Source organism: Chitinophaga tropicalis (assembly GCF_009758205.1).
Lineage (GTDB): Bacteria > Bacteroidota > Bacteroidia > Chitinophagales > Chitinophagaceae > Chitinophaga > Chitinophaga tropicalis.
Window position 1 is genome coordinate 952,609 of the sequence record NZ_WRXN01000001.1, and the last position, 21,591, is coordinate 974,199.

A 21,591-nucleotide genomic window follows, 5' to 3' on the forward strand; every position below is an offset into this window, starting at 1 on the left:
ACGTGGGGCCACCGGGCATGTAATTTACGTAAATACTAACTGTGGAATATTGACACATTTTTTTATTTTACGCCTTCATTGTTCACGTTTATGGGTTGCCTTTCGTAGAAACAAGCGCAATCGTAATAGTAAAACTGTATCAGAAATGGTAGCAAGAAGAGATTTTATCAGGAACAGCAGTTTGCTGGCAGGCGCAGTAGCGCTGGGTTTTCCAAAAGCGGTATTCAGCAATGCCGCAGGGTATGTATCCCAGCGTCCACCGCTGGCACAGCGTAAGTTCACCAGCCAGGCGGTAGAAAAGACGATAGCGGCGATCAAAAAAGAAATAACAGATCCGAAGCTGGCCTGGATGTTTGAGAACTGTTTCCCAAACACCCTGGACACCACTGTACAATTTAAAGTGGAGAACGGCCGTCCGGACACTTTCGTATTAACCGGCGATATACATGCTATGTGGCTGCGCGATTCCTCTGCGCAGGTATGGCCATACCTGTCGCTTATCAAAGAAGATGAGAAACTGAAACAGCTGATTGCCGGTGTGGTGAACAGGCAGACCAAATGTATCCTCATAGACCCATATGCAAATGCGTTCAATGAAGGGCCTACCGGCAGTGAATGGGAGGCAGACCTGACCACTATGAAGAAAGAACTGCATGAGCGCAAATGGGAAATAGATTCATTGTGTTATACCGTGCGGCTGGCATATCACTACTGGAAAGAAAGCGGTGACACCAGTGTGCTGGACGGCACATATAAACAGGCTGCACAGCTTATTGTAAAGACATTCAAAGAGCAGCAGCGTAAAGAGGGGAAAGGCCCATACAAGTTCCAGCGTAATACACCTGTACAGTCAGATACAGTGGCAAACGGCGGATGGGGTGCGCCTATACAGCCTGTAGGCCTGATAGTATCTATTTTCCGCCCGTCTGACGATGCTACCGTATTCCCTTTCCTCATCCCTTCCAATATGTTTGCGGTAGTCTCCCTGCGTCAGCTGGCAGAGATCAGCGATGTGGTGTTTAAAGATCCGGCTTTCTCCAGGGAATGCCGTGACCTGGCAGATGAAGTAGACAGGGCCATCAAGGCGTACGCCATTGTGGAGCATCCGCAGCTGGGACATATGTATCCGCTGGAAGTAGATGGTTATGGTAACCGCCTGTTCCTGGACGATACCAACGTACCCAGCCTGTTATCTATTCCTTACCTGGGATATACCACTGCAGATGATCCTTTATACCAGGCATCCCGTCATTTTGTATGGAGCACTTTCCATTGCTGGTTCTATAAAGGGAAATACGGTGATGGCGTAGGTAGTCCGCATACCGGACCGGATTATATCTGGCCTATGAGCATCATTATGAAAGCGCTGACCAGCAGCAATAAGGAAGAAATAGCAGAGTGTCTGCGCACGCTGCGTAATACGGATGGTGAGACCGGCTTTATCCATGAATCTTATCATAAGGACGATCCTGCCAAATATACACGTAAGTGGTTTGCCTGGGCAAATACACTGTTCGGCGAATTGATCATGAAAGTAAGCCAGGATCACCCTGAGCTGCTGAAGAAACAGTACGCATAAGAATATTTACAGGAGAAAATAACCACAGGCTCATCCTTCGTTGTTCAACGAAGGATGAGTATTTTTAAGGCTATGACAATTAATCTGAATAACCCATGACCCCCATTGCTATTTACGAGCAGCAGATCAATCATTATAAAACGGAGATATCGCTGGTGCAGCGCCGGTTGAGCCGCCTGGGGTGGGTGCGGCTGCTATGTTTTGCAGGCGCCCTGTTCTGTGGTTATAAATATATAAGCACTGGTTTTGAAGCCATCTGGCTGGCGCCGGTTGTGATCCTGATGGGAGTGTTTGTCTTTGTACTGCTGAAATACCTGGCGGGTCAGGACAGGTTGTCTGTATTAAAAGCGCTGCTGGAACTGAATGAAAAGGAGTGGAGGCTGGCAGCTACAGGACAGTCCGGTTTTGCGGACGGGGAGCGCTTTACAAATGAGCAGCATCCTTATACAGGTGACCTGGACGTGTTTGGTCATTCCTCTCTTTACAGTCATATGAACCGTACCGGAACGTTAATGGGTGGACAGCAGCTGGCAGATATGTTACGTTCTCCCCTTCAGGATGCAGGACAGGTGGCACAAACACAGGACCTGGTCCGGGAGCTTGCGCCCCGTTTTGATTTCAGGCAGCAGTTCACCGCGCAGGCCGGGCTTACCAATGAACAGCCGGATGATGTGGCAGGTTTATATAAATGGCTGGAATTGCCTATTGAGTTCCTCAATAAAAAGTGGCTGAATATTGTCCGCTGGGTAATGCCGGTGCTGCTGTTGGGAGGCGTTGCGTGGTATGCAGTAACAGATGAATACTATCTTTTCGGGATATTCCTTTCAATTAACTGGCTTATCCTGGGTATGCATGTGAAAAAGGTGACAGCCCAGCATAATCTTATTTCCAACAAGGAAAAGACCTTTCGAAAATTTGCACTGTTATTACAGCTGATAAGCAATGAGCAGGGAGGGAATTCCATGTTGCTGAAACAGCAGCAGGAAACGGCGGAAGCGGCTAACCAGGCCTTGCACCGCCTGGCCAGGATCTGTAATGCGCTTGACCAGCGACTAAACCTCCTGGTGGGAGTGGCACTGAACTCTTTTGTGCTGTACGATATACATTGTGCCATTGCCATAGAGCGCTGGAAGCAACGCTACCGGAAGGATGTTCAGGGTTGGATGCAGGTAATAGCCAGGATGGAAGCCTGGAACAGCATGGCCACTTTTGCCTATAATCACCCTGAATATATTTACCCGGAAGTAAAAGAAGGCAATGCGCGGCTGGTGGCTACGGGAGTAGGGCATCCGCTGATCCTGGCGGAAGAATGTGTACGTAATGATATAGGTATAGGCGCTCCGCAGAATTTCCTGATCATCACAGGATCAAATATGAGTGGAAAAAGCACCTTCCTGAGAAGTGTGGGCAGTAACCTGTTGCTGGCGCTTTGCGGTATGCCGGTATGTGCAGGTACATTTGTATGCAGTCCTATGCGGATCATGACTTCCATGCGTATCAAGGACTCTATCGCCAAACATACTTCCTATTTCCAGGCAGAGCTGCTGCGTTTACAGCAGATAGTGGAAGTGCTGAAAAGCGGGGAGCGGGTGTTTATACTGCTGGACGAGATATTGAAAGGCACTAACTCTGAAGATAAACTATCCGGCAGCAGGCGGCTTATAGAGCATTTCCTGCAATACCGCTGCCTGGGTATGATAGCTACGCATGATCTTGAGCTGGGACATCTTGAAGAAGCTTATCCGCAGAAGATCAGTAATTATTGCTTTGAGAGTACTATCAAGGACGATCAGTTGTTCTTTGATTACAGGATAAGGGAAGGGGTGGCCAGGAACAAGAATGCCACTTTCCTTATGCAGAAAATGGAGATCATTTAGAAAGCGCGAACCCCCGATTTATCTCAATTTGGAAAATAGCTAATAAATTTAGTAATTTAGCTAAAAATATTAGCTATATGACCTTGCCATTCCAGGAGGGAGTACCGGAAAATCCCTATTATAAAGGACGAGGCGCCCAGCTTAATCCAAAGAACAGGTTTCTGAAAAATGAATATTTGCAGGAACATGCAGAAGGCATTGATGAATGGTGGCAGGCAGATGTGCCTACCCAGGTAATGGAGGAGCATGCAAAAACACTGGTAAATAAGGTTGATAGCCCGGATGTTGGAATGTGGTATTCCATGAACCCTTACCAGGGGTGTGAGCATGGATGTATATATTGTTACGCGCGGAACGCCCATCAGTTCTGGGGGCTGAGCGCCGGGCTGGATTTTGAGCGTAAGATCATAGTAAAGCGCAACGCACCTGAGCTTCTGCGTAAATTCCTCGATAATAAGAACTGGGTACCCAAACCTATTTCCCTTTCCGGCAATACGGACTGTTATCAGCCACTGGAACGTAAGATGTTCATCACAAGGCAGCTGCTCACTGTTGCCCTTGAATATAAACAGCCCATAGGTATCATTACCAAGAACTCGCTGGTGCTGAGGGATAAGTATATCCTGCAGCAGATGGCAAAGGATAACCTGGTATGCGTGTATGTTTCCATTACAACCCAGCAGGAGGAGCTGCGCCAGAAGATGGAGCCGCGTACCACTACGGCGGCGCAGCGGCTGAAGATAGTAAAGGAGCTGAGTGATCTGGGCATACCTGTGGGGGTGATGACGGCCCCTATGATACCGGGCCTGAACGATCATGAGATGCCTGCGTTGCTGGAGGCTGCAGCGGCCAACGGAGCCAGGTTTGCAGGATATACTGTTGTCAGGCTGAACGATGCTGTTAAAATAATCTTTAATGACTGGCTGTATAAGAACTTCCCTGACAGGGCAGATAAGGTATGGCATCATATACAAAGCTTGCATGGGGGAGAGGTGAATGACAGCAATTTTGGGCGTCGTATGAGGGGAGATGGGAATATTGCAGATATGATCAGGCAGCAGTTTAAGATACATACAAAGCGCTTAGGTATGAACCAGGAACGTTTTGAGTTCAATACCAGCCTGTTTGAGAGGCCGCAGATACAATTGAAATTATTTTAGGGTATGCGGAGCAGTTAACAAAAAATTGACAACAAATTTTATTAGGAAAAATGCGGAAATAAAAAAAATAAAAAATATCTTTGTACCAGCAAAAGAAGAATGAAACGCAATCCAAAACATATTATTTCAGCGATGTCCTGTAAGCAAAAGCAGGCCAGTAGCAGGTTGCGGGTATGTTGCGCCAATTGTTAACGAATTATAAGTTATCAAATGATAAAACAGAGGTCCCGCAGAAATTGCGGGACCTTTTGCTTTGTACAAAAATGATGATTGAGCAAGACAAGTGCGGGATAACTATTAAGCGGCATAAGTATTGCCTGTATGAGACAGGCAGTGAAATGCTGCGAAAGGATGGCTTTGCCTTAAGGAAGCCAAATGGGCATGGTATGTAGCTAAACATAGTCACGTATGTTATTCTACCCGGCCCGTTTAATGGAGCCGGGTTTTTTATTTATTTTATAATACTGTTATGTACTACTAGCCCGTACAGAAAGTGGAGCAGGTAGAAGGGTGCATAACCCCAAACGGATAGATCATGAGAAACGTAATTCAAACAGTAAGAGAGGCTTTGCTCACCAACTTCAGGGAGTTGGACACCTGGTTCGAAAAAGAGCCTGACCTGTTGCATTTCAAACCGGATGCCGGACAGTGGAATATCCGCGAAGTGCTGGAGCATATCAGTTTAACAAATTACTTCCTGTTGCTTATTATTAATAAGAGCACAAGAAGAGCGCTTGATCGTAAACGTACTGCAAATACGGTGATCCTGCCAGCTGACTATAAAGACAAGTTTAGTAAGATAGATGTTATTGGCAGCCGGTCTTTCGGATGGATCAGGCCTGAACACCTGGAACCAAGCGGTTTGCAGGACCTCAGAGATATAAGAACATTGCTCAAACAGCAATTTGCGCAGTGTATGTATAACCTTAGTTTACTGAAGAACGGAGAAGGGTTGCTGGTGCAAACAAATATGTCTGTGAACCATCTGGGTAAACTGGATATATACCAGTATATCTACTTCCTCACCAAGCATATTGAAAGACATATCCGTCAGATGGAACGCCTGGCGGGTGAATATGCGGGTGAACAGGGAACTGTGGTAAATGCTCCTGACGAAACAGAAGATAGCATGTTATTAATATAAACGGGTCGACCATTTTTAACATCTGTTGTTTAGTTCCGCCCTTCTAAAAATAAAATGCCGGTAGCAGCTTTGTTGCCGGTATTTTTATGCAAACTATTGTGGCTAAACGAAGTATATGCTGAAAGCCGGATGAATAAAGAGATTGCTAAGAAAAAAAGTTGAAAAAAAATTGTTAAATCTGATATATTCATTTTATCTTTGCTACAGCAAAATCAAAAAACTATAACTAACATGCTAACAACTCAAGTACATATGAACACAGCTCCCGCATCCTTCGGAAAGGATGGTCGCAGCAGGTTCGGGGCATGTTATAAATTTATATGAAGCAGATTAATTCGTATATATAACAGGCCCCGGGACAAGCACCCGGGGCTTTTTTTTTCATGAAAACTGAATGAAAAGCAAACGGATAATCAGATATAATATTCAATGCCAGTCGGCAGATTGGACCATGATACAGAGCAACTCAGTATCAAGTGGCCGATGTATGCGATGACGTAGTATATACGTTGACGTTATTACAACCCGGTCCGTGTAAAAGGAGGCCGGGTTTTTTTATGAGATTTTGGATTGAGTAGGTACAATTAGATTAACGTAGCGGGGTATTCCTGCCCCGCTTTAATTCTGAATCAGTTTTATAACTCATCATATTGTTTTCATCTTAGTTTGAATTTTCCCCAATGTTGTCATTACCGGACGCCAGGAGCGTTCCGGTATATGATAACCCATTGACATCATGTACATTTACAGATTATTATTAAGAAAGCATGGATCATATTATACAGCAGCGGGTGATTAGTGGTAATTATATATTTGGTAACGGCTTAATGGAAAGCAGGCCCTTCTACCTATACTACTTCAATGCCCTGCCTAATATCAATTTTGTTTATGGTGTAAACGGTGAAAAGGCCCAGTCGGCGTTTAAACAGCAGTTTGCCGGGAGGATCACGACGTCTTATTTACGGGAAGAACTACCCAGCCAGGATAAGGTATATAAGCATGACCTGGCCCTTATACTCACAGATAATGAGTGTATGATAGAATTCGGGGACGACTACTGTGAAATATTACACAACGGGAAGGTGCCGGATTTTGTTAAAGAGGTGACAGACTTTGTACGTAAGTACAAGACCCGGGAAAAAAGGAAGAAATACGAGATCAACCTGATCACCAACGGCAGCGAAGGGCTAAAGCTGAAAAGCATGGAGTTTAAGAAAACAAAGCTTGACCTTTCCATGTACTATGAAGATGATTTCCAGGCCATAGATAAATTGATCTGCAAACGGTTAAATACGGATAATGACAAAGGTATAGTGCTGCTGCACGGATTGCCTGGTACAGGAAAAACCACTTATCTGCGTTACCTTATCGGCAGGATAAAGAAAAGGGTATTGTTCCTTTCTCCTTCCATTGCGTCTAACCTGATGCAACCGGAGTTTATAGACCTGCTGATAGACAATCCCAATACCATCCTGGTCATAGAAGATGCAGAAGACATTATTATGGACAGGAGAACGGCCGGCAATTCATCTGTATCTAACCTCCTGAACCTTTCCGACGGATTACTGGCAGACTGCCTGAATGTACAGGTAATATGTACTTTTAACAGTGACATCTCGCAGATAGACAGTGCTTTATTGCGTAAAGGAAGACTTATTGCCAAGTATGAATTTGGCAAACTATCTGTTCAGAAAGCACAGCAGCTGTCTGGTAAACAAGGGTTTAATACTGTAATCAGACAGCCGATGACCATTGCGGAGATCATGAACCAGAATGAGCCGTCATTCGGACAGCAGGAGATCAGGATAGGTTTCAGGGCAAGTATGTAACTGACCAGCTTTTAGTTGTAACCTGGTCTTATATTTAAACACTTTTGCTGCAGGCAAAAGTGTTTTTTATTGTCTATAAATTTAGTAGACTATATTGAAGAAATATTGTAATATTGCTTTGATTAAGCTCATTGGCCACCAAACAATAGAGTTATTACCCGTAATTCGAAATTAATTAAGTGTGCATTTAAACCACATGGCCTGGGCAGTTCCCCTATTCCTTTTGCTTATGGGAGTTGAATACCTGGTGGCCCGCAAAACAGGAAAGAACTATTTTGGTTTCAGCAATTCTATCAGCAACATTAACGTGGGGATCGCAGAGCGGTTGTTTGATACCTTTACCGTTGGTCTTTTCTATTTTATTTATGATTACCTGAACAGGCATTTTGCCATTTTTGACATCAGGTCAAGTATCCTTTTGTGGATAACACTCCTGATCCTTACAGATTTTATCTGGTACTGGTATCACCGCCTTGCACATGAGGTGAATATACTCTGGGCAGCACATGTGGTACATCATCAGAGTGAAGATTTCAACTATACGGTTTCTGCCCGTATCACGGTTTTCCAGGCATTTTTCCGCATGATGTTCTGGTCCATACTGCCTGTTATCGGTTTTCCGGCTGCCATGATAGTAAGTGTACAACTGGTACATGGTCTTTATCCTTTCTTTATACATACCCGTACCATTGGGAAGCTGGGAATACTGGAGTATATCCTGGTAACGCCTTCGCACCATAGGGTACATCATGCTTCAAATGAGAAATACCTGGACCGGAATTACGGAGATCTGCTCATAATATGGGATAAGCTGTTCGGGACTTTTACGGCAGAAGATGAGGAGCCGGAATATGGTCTTACCAAACCGCTGGACAGTAACAGCTTTCTCTGGCAGCATTTTCACTTTATACTGGAGATATTGTTCACTCTCAGGCAAACAAAAGGTTTCCGGGCCCGCTGGAAGGTGGTGTTCGGTAAGCCGGATAACATAGATCCTACCATACGTCCTAAACTGGAAGAGATATTCCTGTCCCGCAACCGCGCGGGGGCAGCCGTACGCCGCCTGCAGCATTATGTGGTATGGCAGATAGGAGTGATCCTGTCAGTACTCTTCTTTTTCTTACTGTTTGAAAACTATATACCTGTGTTCATCCAGGTATGTATTGCCCTGGTAATACTGCTTACCCTGGTAAACAGCGGGGCTATTCTTGAACAGCGGCGCTGGGTATTCTACCTTGAATACGGCAGATTGCTGGTAACTTTTATAGCTCTTTACTACTGGTGGCCTCATCCGCTGTTATTACTGGTATTTGCCATGGTACAGCTGCCGTTCTTTTTATATCGTACTACTATAGAACAGAGGTATTTACGCCTGTTGTATGGAAGGATCCGATGAAAGCTTCTTGTTAAAACTGCTTAAAAAAAACGCTTTCCCCGAGGGGAAAGCGTTTTTTTTAAGCAGTTTTAATAGATTTGCGCAAAGGGGAACCTTACTGTGTGTAGCATCTCATCCAGGCACTTTCGTGTAATTACTTATGGCTTGCAGATTCTGAAAGCTAACAGGAAACCTTTGCCAAAAAAACAAGAAGCTCAAACTTATGAAAGCTGTTTATACAATATGTACTCCAAGCCATATAGCACAGGCCAAAACACTTATCAGATCGGTACTGGAGCATAACCGTGATTATAAAGCATTTATCTGTCTGTTCAATAGTGATGCTTTTGCACTGGAGGAACTGAAACAGCTGGATTATGCCACTATCATTGATGCAGAAGCTATTTCCATTCCCGTGTATAAAAAGATGAAGGAGCAGTATAACCCGTTTGAGCTGAGCTGTGCCCTAAAACCTTATATAGCAGATTACATACTTGAACACTATAAACCGCAGCAGGTTGTCTATTTTGACTCTGATATCCTGGTATTGAACCAGTTGTTTGAAGTACCTCAAAGCAGGGATATTTGCTTAACACTGCATTATCTTTCTCTAAAAACCTGGGATGATGGTGGTGCAGGACTGGCCGGCCGCAGGTCTATAGAAAGGAATTCCCTCAGGGGAGGCGTTTTTAACGGCGGATTCTTTTCAGTGAAGGATACTGACATTGCCCGCAGCTTTTTAAGCTGGTGGAAGGAAGTTCTTGTTGATGGATGTTATAATAATGTTTCCAAAGGGCTGTTTACGGATCAGCTATGGCTGAATATCGTACCGTCCTATTTTGCTGAAGATCTTCAGGTGTTGAGAGATCCGGGTTATAACATTGCGTACTGGAACCTGTATGAAAGAATGACTGTGAAAACGGGAGATGGGTACAATGTGAGATCGACAGACGGGATAATATCAAAACTGGTATTTTTTCATTTCAGCGGGTATAAAATAGGCGCCGGTGGGGGCATATCGGTATATGATTGCCCATACACATTTGAGACACGCAGTGAGCTGAAAGGGCTTTTTGAAAGATATGATACCGCTGTGCTGGAGAACGGTTTTATACTTTATACAGGAAAATACAAGACTACCTTATCCAGGCCTGAGCGTATAAAGCGGAAGATAAAAAAGGCAATGAGGAAGCTTCTGAATAAGAAGTGATTGTTTTAGTAAATATCTCTTCCCTGATACTGATAAAATACGATTACGTTTTGCCCGTTATTACGTGTGCAATACTTGCATATACAAGTATATAAGCTTAGTGGCAGTCCCGCACCCGGCTTACAGGGTGAAATTACCATCATATGAGAATTATTTGACTGGTTTCCATTAAGTTAATATTTATATGTTATTTTTAATAGATTTGCACCGGATTTTCCCAGAATGGGTAACCCATGCAGGGGAATGATATTTTTTAATCCAAGAAGTTAATATACCCAGTCGTCCATGCTGAAGAAAATATTACTGCTGCAACTGTTATTGATGGCTATAGGCTTAAGTGTTTATGCGCAGCTGCCTTCTTCATCACAAAGTCAATTGAGTCAGATCAAGGTTGATAATTTGTCTGATGACCAGATCAGGCAAATGGTGGCTGAGATGAAGAAAAGGAATGTTTCATACTCACAGATAGATCAATATGCCGCTCAGCAGGGAATATCGGAAACGGAAGTAGCCAAGTTAAAAGCCCGTATCAAACAGTTGAACCTTGACAGGGAGCTATCGGGCAATTCGGGAAGGAATGCTTTTAACCAGGATTCTACAGGAAGACGATACAGTGATGATTATGAGCAGGATACGCTTTATTACTGGCAGGAGAAATATAAGAAAATAAAGGACCGTGAGGAGTTTGAGAAAGAAGTAAAACGCCGGAAGATATTTGGTACAGAGCTTTTCAGCAATAAGAACCTGACGTTTGAGCCCAATTTACGTATGGCAACTCCGCCCAATTACCGTCTGGCGGCAGAAGATGAGCTGATCATTGATGTATATGGCTATTCAGAAGTACAACATCGTCTGAAGGTAAGCCCGGAAGGATATGTAAGGATCCCTTACCTGGGCCCGGTATATGTGAACGGACTTACGATGGCGGAAGCGCAGACCCGTATTACCAAACAGTTAGCTACTATTTATGGCGGTATAAAATCAGGCAACACTTCTGTTCAGGTATCCCTGGGCAATATCAGAAGCATAAGGGTGTTACTGATCGGGGAGGTGACCCAGCCGGGGACTTATACTTTGCCTTCGCTGGCAACAGTAGCTAATGCGCTGTATGTATCCGGTGGTCCGAACGAGAATGGTTCCTTCCGTAGCATAGATGTGATCCGCAACGGCAACCCGGTAGCTACTTTTGACCTGTATGATTTCCTTATTCATGGAGACCTGACTAACAATGTGGTGTTACAGGATCAGGATATTGTAAAGATCAATCCGTATAAAATGAGAGTGGAATTGTCTGGAGAGATCAAACGTCCGGCCATCTTTGAAGCGAAAGACAACGAAACCTTACAGAATATTATTGATTTTGCCGGTGGATATACGGACAATTCCTTTAAAGAGGTGATTAAGGCCTTCAGGGTAAATAACAGATCGCGTGAGGTGGTAAATGTAACAGCAGACCAGGTGGCTGCGTTTAAGCTGAAGTCTGGCGATAAATTCTTCGTGGATTCTATTCTGACCAACAGATTTGCCAATCGTGTCACTATTTCCGGAGCTGTATTTCATCCCGGAGATTATGCGTTGGAGGAAGGAATGACTGTTGGCGATCTGATCAAAAAGGCGGACGGTGTCCAGGAAGTAGCGGTGATGTCCAGGGGCGTTGTTCGCCGTTTACAGGAGGATTATACTCCATCTTACATCAGTTTTAACGTAAAGGATGCTATAAGCGGAAATCAGAAGCTGGTACTGCAGCGTGAAGATAGTGTCATGATCTTTTCCAAACTGAAAATAAGGGAGGAATACCAGGTTAAGATAGATGGGGAAGTAAACAACCCGGGATATTTTAAATATGGTGACAGTATGCGCCTGGAAGACCTGATCCTGCTGGCAGGAGGTCTGAAAGATGCGGCGAGCCTGAAGCATGTGGAAATTTCCAGGAGGGTAAGGTCTAAGGGGACATATGATTCTACTGATACAAGAATGGCCATTACCCAACAGTTTGATATCAATGCTGACCTGGCAGGCAATCCTGCTGCTTCGGCATTTTCCCTGCAGCCTTTTGATGAGGTAATGATCCGCAGAGCCCCTTCTTACCTGGAGCAGGCGAATGTGTTGCTGGACGGAGAAGTTGTATATCCGGGTACATATGCTATCAATACCAAGAAAGAAAGGATCTCTGATATCATACGCCGGGCAGGTGGATTAAGGCCGGAAGCATATGCAGAAGGTGCGGTGATGCTGCGTAAAACTTTTGTTAACAGCTCAGACAGTTCTCTGCTATTGAATAAACTGGAAGTATTTTACAACAAGCTGAAAGATAGTACAGACATTGAGAGAATGAGGAGCACAATTGAAAGAAAAGAACAATTGTTAGGTATACAGCTGGATAAAGTGCTGGCTCAGCCCGGTTCTAAATATGACCTTTATCTTGAAGAAGGGGATATTATCAGGGTGCCAAAGAAATTGCAGACAGTACAGATGTTCGGAGAGGTATACTTCCCGAAAAAAGTGAGATTTGACAGGAACTTCTCTTTCCGTGATTATGTACGCGGGGCCGGTGGTTTTACTGCACAGGCATTGAAGAGAAGAAGTTATATTGTTTACTCGAATGGTGAAGTAAAAAGCACAAGGAAAGTATTGTTCTTTAACAGTTATCCGAAAGTAAAACCCGGAGCCGAGGTATATGTACCGATCAGAAAAGCAAGACAGGGGCTCAGTAGTGGTGAGGCGGTAGGGTTGGCCAGTGCAATGGCCTCTGTGGCATTGGTGATTGTTACTGTGATAAATACGATCAAATAGCTAGTAATTTTAGTAGAATAATCAACTGAGATGCCAGATATATCACAAAAAGAAGAAATATCCTTAAAGGACCTGATACTTACCATACAAGGTTGGTGGAAATATCTGTTGAGCAAATGGTTGATAGTTGTTATCATGGGATTAGTTGGAGCAGGGTTAGGAATTTTATATTCTGTAACACAAAAACCAAAGTATGTGGGGGAACTGACATTTGTGATGGAAGAAAGTAAATCAAACCCATTGGGCAGCTATGCCGGTCTTGCTAGTCAATTTGGGCTGGATCTTGGCGGCGCTGGTGGGATAGGTGTATTTTCCGGAGATAACATTATGGAATTTCTCAGGTCCCGGCTGATGGTAGAAAAAACCTTGTTATCCGGAGTTACTGTGAATGGCAAAACTGAGAGCCTCGCGGATCTGTATATTGCCACATATAATCTGAGAGACCAGTGGAAGAAGGATGCTGGTACCGCGAGTATCTCTTTCGCGTATAATAAAGACAGGGCTGAGTTTAGCCGTGTGCAGGACAGTATATTGAACATACTGTATACGCTTATCATTAAGAAAAATCTGACGGTGACCAAGCCTGACAAAAAGCTCAGTTTCCTGTCAGTGAATATTACATCTGAAAATGAGGTCTTTTCAAAAATATTTGCGGAGAGGTTGGTTAAGGAGGCGTTGGACTTTTATATCAGTACCAAGACCAGGCGTTCCAAGCAGAATGTAGATGTATTGCAGGCAAAGGCAGACTCTATTGAGAGATTATTAAACCGTAAAACGTATTCTGCTGCCGCGCAGCAGGACCTGAATCAGAATCCTGTAAGAAATATGGCCACGGTGGGTGCTGAAGTTGTATCAAGGGATAAAATGATACTGCAGACCGTATATGGAGAAGTACTCAAAAACCTGGAGCTCAGTAAACTGACTATGGCACAGGAAACACCTGTTATCCAGATCGTTGACACGCCTATCTATCCACTGAAGAGAGAACGTTTCGGTAAATTAAAGGGAATTGTTTCAGGAGGTTTTTTGGGAGGGTTTCTATGTGCGATTTTCCTGATAGGGATAAGCCTGTACCGTAACATTATGCGTTAGGACATTATTCGGACTGTCAACTATAAAATATTAAATTCTAAAGTAGTTATATGAAGGTAGTTATTCTGGCTGGTGGCCTGGGAACCAGATTGTCTGAGGAAACTTCAGTAAAACCAAAGCCAATGGTAGAGATAGGAGGTATGCCTATACTGTGGCACATTATGAAGATCTATTCTGCCCATGGCTTCAATGATTTTATTATTTGCCTGGGATATAAGGGATATCTCATCAAAGAATATTTCGCTAACTACTTTCTACACAAATCAGATGTTACTATTGATCTGAAGAATAACTCATTAAAAGTTCATGATTCCCAGGCTGAGCCATGGACGATTACACTGGTAGATACTGGTATTGATTCCATGACAGGCGGCCGGATTAAACGTATAGCTCCGCATGTAGGTAATGAAACATTTATGCTTACCTATGGAGATGGTGTGGGAGATGTAGACATTTCAAAACTACTGGCATTTCATAAGAATAATAATAAGTATTGTACCGTGACTTCTGTTCAGCCTACAGGCCGTTTTGGAGCGCTTAACATTGGTAAGGATAACGAGGTACATTCTTTTATGGAAAAACCTAAGGGTGATGGTTCGTGGATCAACGGCGGTTTTTTTGTATGTGAACCGGCTGTATTCAACTATATTGACGGAGATCATACCTTGTGGGAAAGAGAACCTATGGAGAGATTGGCTAGCGACGGGCAGATGGCTGCATTCAAACATGACGGGTTCTGGAAGCCAATGGATACCTTACGTGACAAGCATGAACTTGAGTCTGACTGGAATAATAATATTGCCAAGTGGAAGATATGGAAGTAATAAAGGATGCTCCAATGCTATTTACTGAAACATATAAAGGGAAAAAGATATTTCTGACCGGACATACCGGTTTTAAAGGCAGCTGGCTATTAGTATGGTTACACCAGCTGGGTGCAAAGGTAAAAGGATATTCCCTGGCTCCGGAGAAGGCAGATGATCTGTATCATCAGTTGAATGGAGATTCACTGTGTGAATCAGTGATTGCGGATATCATGGATTATGAACGCCTGGAGAAAGAACTACTGGCTTTCGAACCAGATTTTATATTCCACCTGGCCGCGCAGCCACTTGTACGGCTGTCATATGAGAAGCCGGTAGAGACTTTTGCAATAAACAGTATTGGAACTGCACATGTGTTACAGGCCCTGGCCAGGTTGAACAAACCCTGTAATGCGGTGATGATCACTACTGATAAAGTGTATCATAATAATGAATGGATATATCCCTACCGCGAGACTGATCAGCTGGGAGGTTATGACCCTTATAGCGCAAGTAAGGCCTGTGCTGAGCTGGTTATCAATTCCTATCGTAATTCATTCTTTAATATAAATGAGTATGATAGTCACTGGAAAGCTGTTGCTGTAGCCCGTGCCGGCAACGTAATAGGGGGTGGTGACTGGGCCAGGGACAGGATTATACCAGATATTGTACGCGCTCTGCGAAACGGACAACCGGTATCTGTACGTAATCCCCGCTCAGTACGACCCTGGCAGCATGTACTGGAGCCATTAGGCGGTTACCTGTTGTTAGGACATTACCTGTCAGTTGCACCTTACCAATATTCAACAGCATATAATTTCGGTCCTTTTATGGAAGACAATATGGAAGTAGAGGACCTGGTAAAGGTAGCATTGGAAATATGGCAGGAAGGAACATATGAAGTGCAGCAGCTGAAAGGCCAGCCACATGAAGCAGGATTGTTGCGTCTGGATATCAGCAAAGCGATCAATGAACTGAAATGGAAACCTAAGCTGAACGCCGCCCAGGCTGTAGAAAGAACTATTAACTGGTATAAAGAAGTGAGCTCCGGTAAAATGGAAGCTTATGATCTGGTAAGAAGAGATATAGAAAGATATGTCACAGCTTAAAGTATTGATACTGGGAAGTTCCGGTTTTGTTGGACGTAATATACAGGATGTTTTACAGGCCGGCTTTAGTGTTTATGGCACTACGCGTAATGTTGCATATGTAAATGAAACCACCCTTTTCTTTGATTTTGAGATAAGGGAAACCTGGGGTAATATTCTTGCTCTAAAGCCGGATTTCATAATTAATGCTGCCGGTTATGGTGTAGTGAAATACCAGAAGGAACCAGAGAGAATGAAAATGGTCAATTACTATCTGCCTTATCAACTTAAAGAATATCTGGATATAAACCTGCCGGAATTTTTTTGGATACAGGTAGGTTCTGCATTTGAATACGACCTGGGACTTGAGGCATTGAACGAAAGTTCACCAGCAATGCCACTGACGGATTATGGGATCAGTAAACAACTATTTTCGCAATATTTGCAGCTATCAGGACGAAGAAACTATGTTATTCTTCGTCCTTTCGCTATGTTCGGCCCAGGGGAAGATGAAAGTAAGATAGTACCGGCACTGGTGATGGCGCAACGGAAACAGGAAGTGATCAACCTCTCCAGCGGGGAGCAAAAGCGGGATTATTTCTATGTAAAAGACCTGGCAGCGTTCATTGCACATATCATTTCCGGCGATCTATCCATAGTAGCTGGTGAAGTGATCAATATAGGTTCTTCAACTGCAATGTCTCTAAGAGAACTGGCAGCTGGAATTAAAGAATATTTGCCTGATTTTAACAGCGACTACTGGAACTGGGGTGCTGTTGAACAGAGGGAGAATGAGAGTAAAGCTTTTTATAACGGTTCCGATAAAGGCATTAAACTGGGGTTTAAACAAACTTTGTTCAGTGAAGCCTGCAGAGAAACTATCAACTATTATTATCAGAAAGAGATATGAGTTTTAAAAATATTGATGGTGCATTAACGGATGCATTAAAACAGGTGGCTGCAAAAAATATCCGGAGAACTATTGAACCGGGTAAGGACTATATACCAGTAACGGGTAAAATACTGGATGAAGAAGACCTTCTCTGGGGAGTAGATGCTGTGCTGGATGGTTGGCTTACAACAGGCCGGTTTGGACCACAGTTTGAAAGGGAATTTGCGCGTTGGTTTGGTTCCCGCTTTTCTGCGCTGGTAAACTCCGGATCATCTGCCAACCTGGTTGCATTTTATGCCCTTACTTCTCCTAAACTGGGAGAAAGGGCCATCAAGCCAGGAGATGAAGTGATCACTGTTGCTGCCGGTTTTCCTACTACTGTGAATCCTATTATTCAGTTTGGCGCTATCCCTGTTTTTGTTGATGTTGATATACCAACTTATAATATTAAGGCTGAGCTGATAGAGAAGGCTGTATCTCCCAAAACGAAGGCAATCATGATTGCCCATACATTGGGAAATCCATATAACCTGACGGAAGTAATGCGTGTTGCAAAGAAATATAACCTTTGGGTTATAGAAGATGACTGCGACTCATTGGGAGCTACCTACCAGGGCCGGAAAACCGGTACTTTCGGAGATCTTGCTACTGTATCTTTCTATCCTGCGCACCATATCACTATGGGAGAGGGAGGCGCTGTACTGGTAAATAATGCATCGCTGAAAAAAATAGTAGAGAGTTTTAGAGATTGGGGCCGTGACTGCTGGTGTGAACCTGGAAAGGATAATACTTGCGGAAAACGTTTTGAGTGGGAGCTGGGTGATCTGCCCTGTGGATATGATCATAAATATACATACTCCCATATCGGTTTTAACCTGAAAGTAACCGATATGCAGGCGGCGATTGGTCTCAGCCAACTGAAGAAAGCCGATGGTTATGTTGAAACAAGAAGAACTAACCACCGTCTCCTGTATAAAAAGCTGCAACAGTTTGAAGAAGACTTTATACTGCATGAGGCCACTCCTGAAAGTAATCCAAGCTGGTTCGGTTTTATGGTCACCATAAAAGCGAACAGCAGGATGGACCGTAATGAACTGGTGCAATACCTGGAAGAAAATAAGATCGGTACCCGTTTGCTTTTTGCCGGTAACCTTATCAAACAACCTGCCTATAAGAATATTGAGAAGAGAATTGTAGGCGATCTGCATAATACAGATATCATAATGAACAGGTCTTTCTGGCTAGGTGTATGGCCAGGCTTGAATGAGCAGCATTATGACTACATTGCTGATACTATTAATAATTTTATAAAAAGTAAGATATGAGATATCTCATAACCGGAGGTTGTGGCTTTCTGGGATCAAATCTGGCCGCTGAGGTTTTAAGGAAAGGAGATGAACTTTTCGTCTTTGATAACCTGTATCGTACCGGAACAGAGAAAAATCTGGAATGGCTGAAGTCGCTGGGGAAATTTAAATTCTACCATGCAGATATCCGTTCTTATAATGATGTTGAATATGCAGTAAGGGATGCAAGACCGGATATATTATTCCATCTCGCTGGACAGGTGGCTATGACAACATCCCTGGACAACCCAAGGTTTGATTTTGAGGTAAATGTTCTAGGTGGGAACAATGTTCTGGAAGCAGTGAGGAAATATTCTCCTGAAACAATTGTTACTTATTCGTCAACCAACAAAGTATATGGTGATCTCGAAGAGATAGCGTATGAAGAAACTGCTACCAGGTATATTGCCAAAGGTTATGAAAGTGGGTTCAGCGAAGATCTGCCACTGAATTTCCAGTCGCCTTACGGCTGTTCAAAAGGAGCAACAGATCAATACATGCGTGATTACGCCCGCATGTTTGATATCAGGACTATCGTGTTCAGACATTCTTCGATCTTTGGAGGGAGGCAGTTTGCTACAGCAGATCAGGGCTGGGTGGGCTGGTTCGTAAAACAGGCGGTTGATATTAAGAAGGGAGCTCTGAAAGAACAATTTACTATCTCCGGCAATGGTAAACAAGTAAGAGATATTCTGTTTGCGGATGATTTGATCTCCTGTTATTTTTCCGCTGTTGCGAATATAGATAAAACCAGGGGCCAGGTATATAATATTGGTGGAGGTATTGACAACAGCCTTTCATTATTGGAGCTTTTCGGCATACTGGAGCAGAAGCTTGATGTAAAAATGAATTATAAACAATTACCCTGGAGAAAGAGTGACCAGAAGGTCTTTGTAGCGGAAATATCCAAGGCATCCAGAGAATTTGGATGGAAACCTGGGATGAATAAGTTCCAGGGCGTTGAAGAAATGTACAAATGGGTGCAAAACAGTAATATATAATGAAACCTGCGGGCAACGGCTCAACTGTGATAGGTAGACTTCAGCGGTTGTTAGGTATTGACAAAGCAATATTCTTTACGGCCCTTACAAGAGGAGTGCAGGCAATTGGCGGAGTAGCTACTGTTTCGCTGATTCTTGCTTTCCTCACAAAAGAGGAGCAGGGATATTATTACACATTTGGTAGCATACTCGCTTTACAGATCTTTTTTGAGTTAGGCTTTACTGCGATTATTACACAATATGTAGCCCATGAAATGGCCTATCTTTCATGGGGAGAAGATGGTAGGCCTGGAGGAGATGCCCGACATCTGTCCCGCTTATCTTCTTTACTGAGGTTCAGTGTGAAATGGTACCTGATCATAAGCGCAGCGTTACTATTGATCCTTGTTGTTAGCGGAGGCTTTTTTTTCAGACGGTTTGGTGTGTTAGATTATACTGCATGGTTCCTGCCATGGGTTATATTATCGGTGGCCACATCCTGTCTGTTATTTATAAATCCCCTGCTGGCATTTCTCGAAGGAATGGGAAAAGTGAAAGAGGTGGCCAAGATTCGCCTGGCACAGCAGTTATCAAATATGTTCCTGGTCTGGATCGTATTGTTGCTGCATGGGAAATTATATGCAGGTGGGGTAGGTAGTCTCGTTTCTTTCCTGTTTCTCGCAGGCTGTCTGTGTTTCGGTAAGTTTAAAATCTTGCTGGTTGCTATATGGAATGCAAAGGGACCAGATGTTGTCAACTATAAGCAGGAAATCTTTCCTTACCAGTTTCGCATGGCGTTAAGCTGGATGGCCAGTTATTTTATATTCCAGTTATTCAACCCGGTGTTATTTGCATATGAAGGGCCGGTTGTGGCTGGACAGATGGGGTTAACGCTGTCTGTACTGAATAATGTACTGGCGCTTTCTATCAGCTGGATCAGTACCAAGGTTCCTCTTTGGTCAGGATTTATCGCCAGGAAAGAATATACTGAGCTTGACAACTCCTTTGGTAAAACGCTGAAGCAATCTTCTTTTATAAACTTTGCCGGTCTGCTGACTTTATTTCTGCTGGTATTTGCGCTGAGGTTTATGCATCTGAAGGTTGCTGACAGGATATTGCCTTATTTCCCACTGGCTATGTTGATGATCTCTGTTTTTTTCAACAACCTGATCAATGGGTGGGCTACGTACCTAAGATGTCATAAAAAAGAACCATTCCTTTTTCAATCAATTGTAGTGGGAATATTGTGCGGATTGTCCACTTTATTGCTGGGAAAGTATTTCGGCGTGAAAGGGATTACTGCCGGATATTGCTTTATTACCGTGTTCGTTAGTGCTGTGTGGGCTTTGAACCTATTTGTGAAAAATAAGAAACTTTGGCATGAGGTCTGAATTATTATCGATCTGTATCCTTACTTACAACAGGGCTTCTTTTCTGAAAGAAAATCTGGATACATTCATTACACAGGTGGCTGCCCATAATATTCCTATTTATGTATCCGATAACTGTTCTACCGATGATACTCAGGCTGTTGTCGAAGAGAGCAGGCAAAAGTACCCCTATATTTATTACAACAGGAATGAAACCAACCTGGGGTTTGATGGTAATGTAATGAAGGTGGTTGAGATGGCTGACAGCAAGTTCTGCTGGTTGTTTGGTGATGATGATAGAATAAAGGAAGGCGCGATAGATAAAGTAATGGAGGTACTGAAAGCTAATTATGACCTGATTTTTATAAATGCCTCCACTTATTCAAAAGACTTTTCGACTGTTGTTGATGAGGCGCATTGGCCAATTGCTGAGGATAAGTTATATAGTGGGAATGACTCCGATCAGCTTTTTTCAGACCTTGTGCAGTATGCTACATTTGTAGGAAGCCTGATCGTGAACAGGGAGTATTGGAACCAGGTTGCATATCAGAAGTACATGAAGACAGGCTTTGTACATGTGGGAGTAGCATTTGAATATATACGCAACAAAAAAGCCTATTATATCGCTTCGCCACTGATCGATATCAGACTGAATAATGCAAGCTGGTCTTCCAGCTCTTTCCGGATATGGAATGAATTGTGGCCTAAGGCCATCAGGGAAATACCTGGGTACAGCCTGGATCTGAAGAGAAAGGTGGCAAGAATGGATATGGAATTTTCAGTAAAGGAAATACTTGCTGAAAGAGCTAAGGGCGCTTATGATCTCAGTGTATACAAAGACTTCCTGTCAAAAGGCGGGAATATCAGTGTGAGTAAAAAAATGGCTTTCCTGTTGATTGCTCTGACGCCCCGCATTATCCTTGAAAAAGGATACATTTATTTCCTGAAACGGACAAAGCCTGCGGGATACAAGTATATTCTATTTGAGCTGAATCATAAGCAAAAGAAAAAGATCAAATATGTATAGTTGATGGTTGTTTTTAGCAACTGATT

Annotated in this window: 16 protein-coding genes; all 16 read left to right on the forward strand. The window is 43.4% G+C overall.

The annotated features are described in order from the left end of the window. Nucleotides 1–145: 145 nt before the first annotated feature. On the forward strand, nt 146–1,579 hold the full coding sequence (locus GO493_RS04060; protein ID WP_157304816.1) for a glycoside hydrolase family 125 protein: 1,434 nt from the start codon (nt 146–148) through the stop codon (nt 1,577–1,579). 95 nt (nt 1,580–1,674) lie between these two features. Then, complete coding sequence (locus tag GO493_RS04065; RefSeq protein WP_157304817.1) at nt 1,675–3,456, forward strand: MutS-related protein; 1,782 nt, start codon at nt 1,675–1,677, stop codon at nt 3,454–3,456. Nucleotides 3,457–3,533: 77 nt separating this feature from the next. Further along, complete coding sequence (locus tag GO493_RS04070; protein WP_157304818.1) at nt 3,534–4,616, forward strand: PA0069 family radical SAM protein; 1,083 nt, start codon at nt 3,534–3,536, stop codon at nt 4,614–4,616. Nucleotides 4,617–5,151: 535 nt separating this feature from the next. Next, nucleotides 5,152–5,760 (forward strand): DinB family protein, encoded by a 609-nt coding sequence (locus GO493_RS04075; protein ID WP_157304819.1) that lies wholly within the window; start codon nt 5,152–5,154, stop codon nt 5,758–5,760. Between the two features lie 767 nt (nt 5,761–6,527). Continuing rightward, nucleotides 6,528–7,589, forward strand: coding sequence for an AAA family ATPase (locus tag GO493_RS04080; RefSeq protein ID WP_157304820.1), 1,062 nt, complete (start codon nt 6,528–6,530; stop codon nt 7,587–7,589). Nucleotides 7,590–7,818: 229 nt separating this feature from the next. After that, nucleotides 7,819–8,985 carry a sterol desaturase family protein gene (locus GO493_RS04085; RefSeq protein ID WP_232538727.1) on the forward strand — a complete coding sequence of 389 codons (1,167 nt, stop codon included), beginning with the start codon at nt 7,819–7,821 and terminating at the stop codon, nt 8,983–8,985. 202 nt (nt 8,986–9,187) lie between these two features. Then, nucleotides 9,188–10,174, forward strand: coding sequence for a glycosyltransferase family protein (locus GO493_RS04090; RefSeq protein ID WP_157304822.1), 987 nt, complete (start codon nt 9,188–9,190; stop codon nt 10,172–10,174). 285 nt (nt 10,175–10,459) lie between these two features. After that, nucleotides 10,460–12,967 (forward strand): SLBB domain-containing protein, encoded by a 2,508-nt coding sequence (locus GO493_RS04095; RefSeq protein ID WP_157304823.1) that lies wholly within the window; start codon nt 10,460–10,462, stop codon nt 12,965–12,967. Between the two features lie 30 nt (nt 12,968–12,997). Next, nucleotides 12,998–14,059, forward strand: a complete 1,062-nt coding sequence (locus tag GO493_RS04100; RefSeq protein ID WP_157304824.1) for a GumC domain-containing protein — start codon at nt 12,998–13,000, stop codon at nt 14,057–14,059. 50 nt (nt 14,060–14,109) lie between these two features. Next, entirely contained in the window at nt 14,110–14,883 is a 774-nt protein-coding gene (rfbF, locus tag GO493_RS04105) for a glucose-1-phosphate cytidylyltransferase (RefSeq protein ID WP_157304825.1), read from the forward strand. Continuing rightward, nucleotides 14,874–15,971, forward strand: coding sequence for a CDP-glucose 4,6-dehydratase (rfbG, locus tag GO493_RS04110; RefSeq protein WP_157304826.1), 1,098 nt, complete (start codon nt 14,874–14,876; stop codon nt 15,969–15,971). Before rfbF ends, rfbG begins: the two co-directional genes overlap by 10 nt. Beyond that, nucleotides 15,958–16,860 carry an NAD-dependent epimerase/dehydratase family protein gene (locus GO493_RS04115; RefSeq protein ID WP_157304827.1) on the forward strand — a complete coding sequence of 301 codons (903 nt, stop codon included), beginning with the start codon at nt 15,958–15,960 and terminating at the stop codon, nt 16,858–16,860. Before rfbG ends, GO493_RS04115 begins: the two co-directional genes overlap by 14 nt. Next, complete coding sequence (gene rfbH / locus GO493_RS04120) at nt 16,857–18,167, forward strand: lipopolysaccharide biosynthesis protein RfbH (protein WP_157304828.1); 1,311 nt, start codon at nt 16,857–16,859, stop codon at nt 18,165–18,167. Before GO493_RS04115 ends, rfbH begins: the two co-directional genes overlap by 4 nt. Next, entirely contained in the window at nt 18,164–19,189 is a 1,026-nt protein-coding gene (locus GO493_RS04125; RefSeq protein WP_157304829.1) for a GDP-mannose 4,6-dehydratase, read from the forward strand. The genes rfbH and GO493_RS04125 overlap by 4 nt, the downstream gene beginning before the upstream one ends. Beyond that, nucleotides 19,189–20,559, forward strand: coding sequence for a lipopolysaccharide biosynthesis protein (locus tag GO493_RS04130; protein WP_157304830.1), 1,371 nt, complete (start codon nt 19,189–19,191; stop codon nt 20,557–20,559). Before GO493_RS04125 ends, GO493_RS04130 begins: the two co-directional genes overlap by 1 nt. Next, the gene (locus GO493_RS04135; protein WP_157304831.1) at nt 20,549–21,565 is read left to right on the forward strand and encodes a glycosyltransferase family 2 protein; all 1,017 of its coding nucleotides are present in this window, start codon (nt 20,549–20,551) and stop codon (nt 21,563–21,565) included. Before GO493_RS04130 ends, GO493_RS04135 begins: the two co-directional genes overlap by 11 nt. Nucleotides 21,566–21,591: the final 26 nt, after the last annotated feature.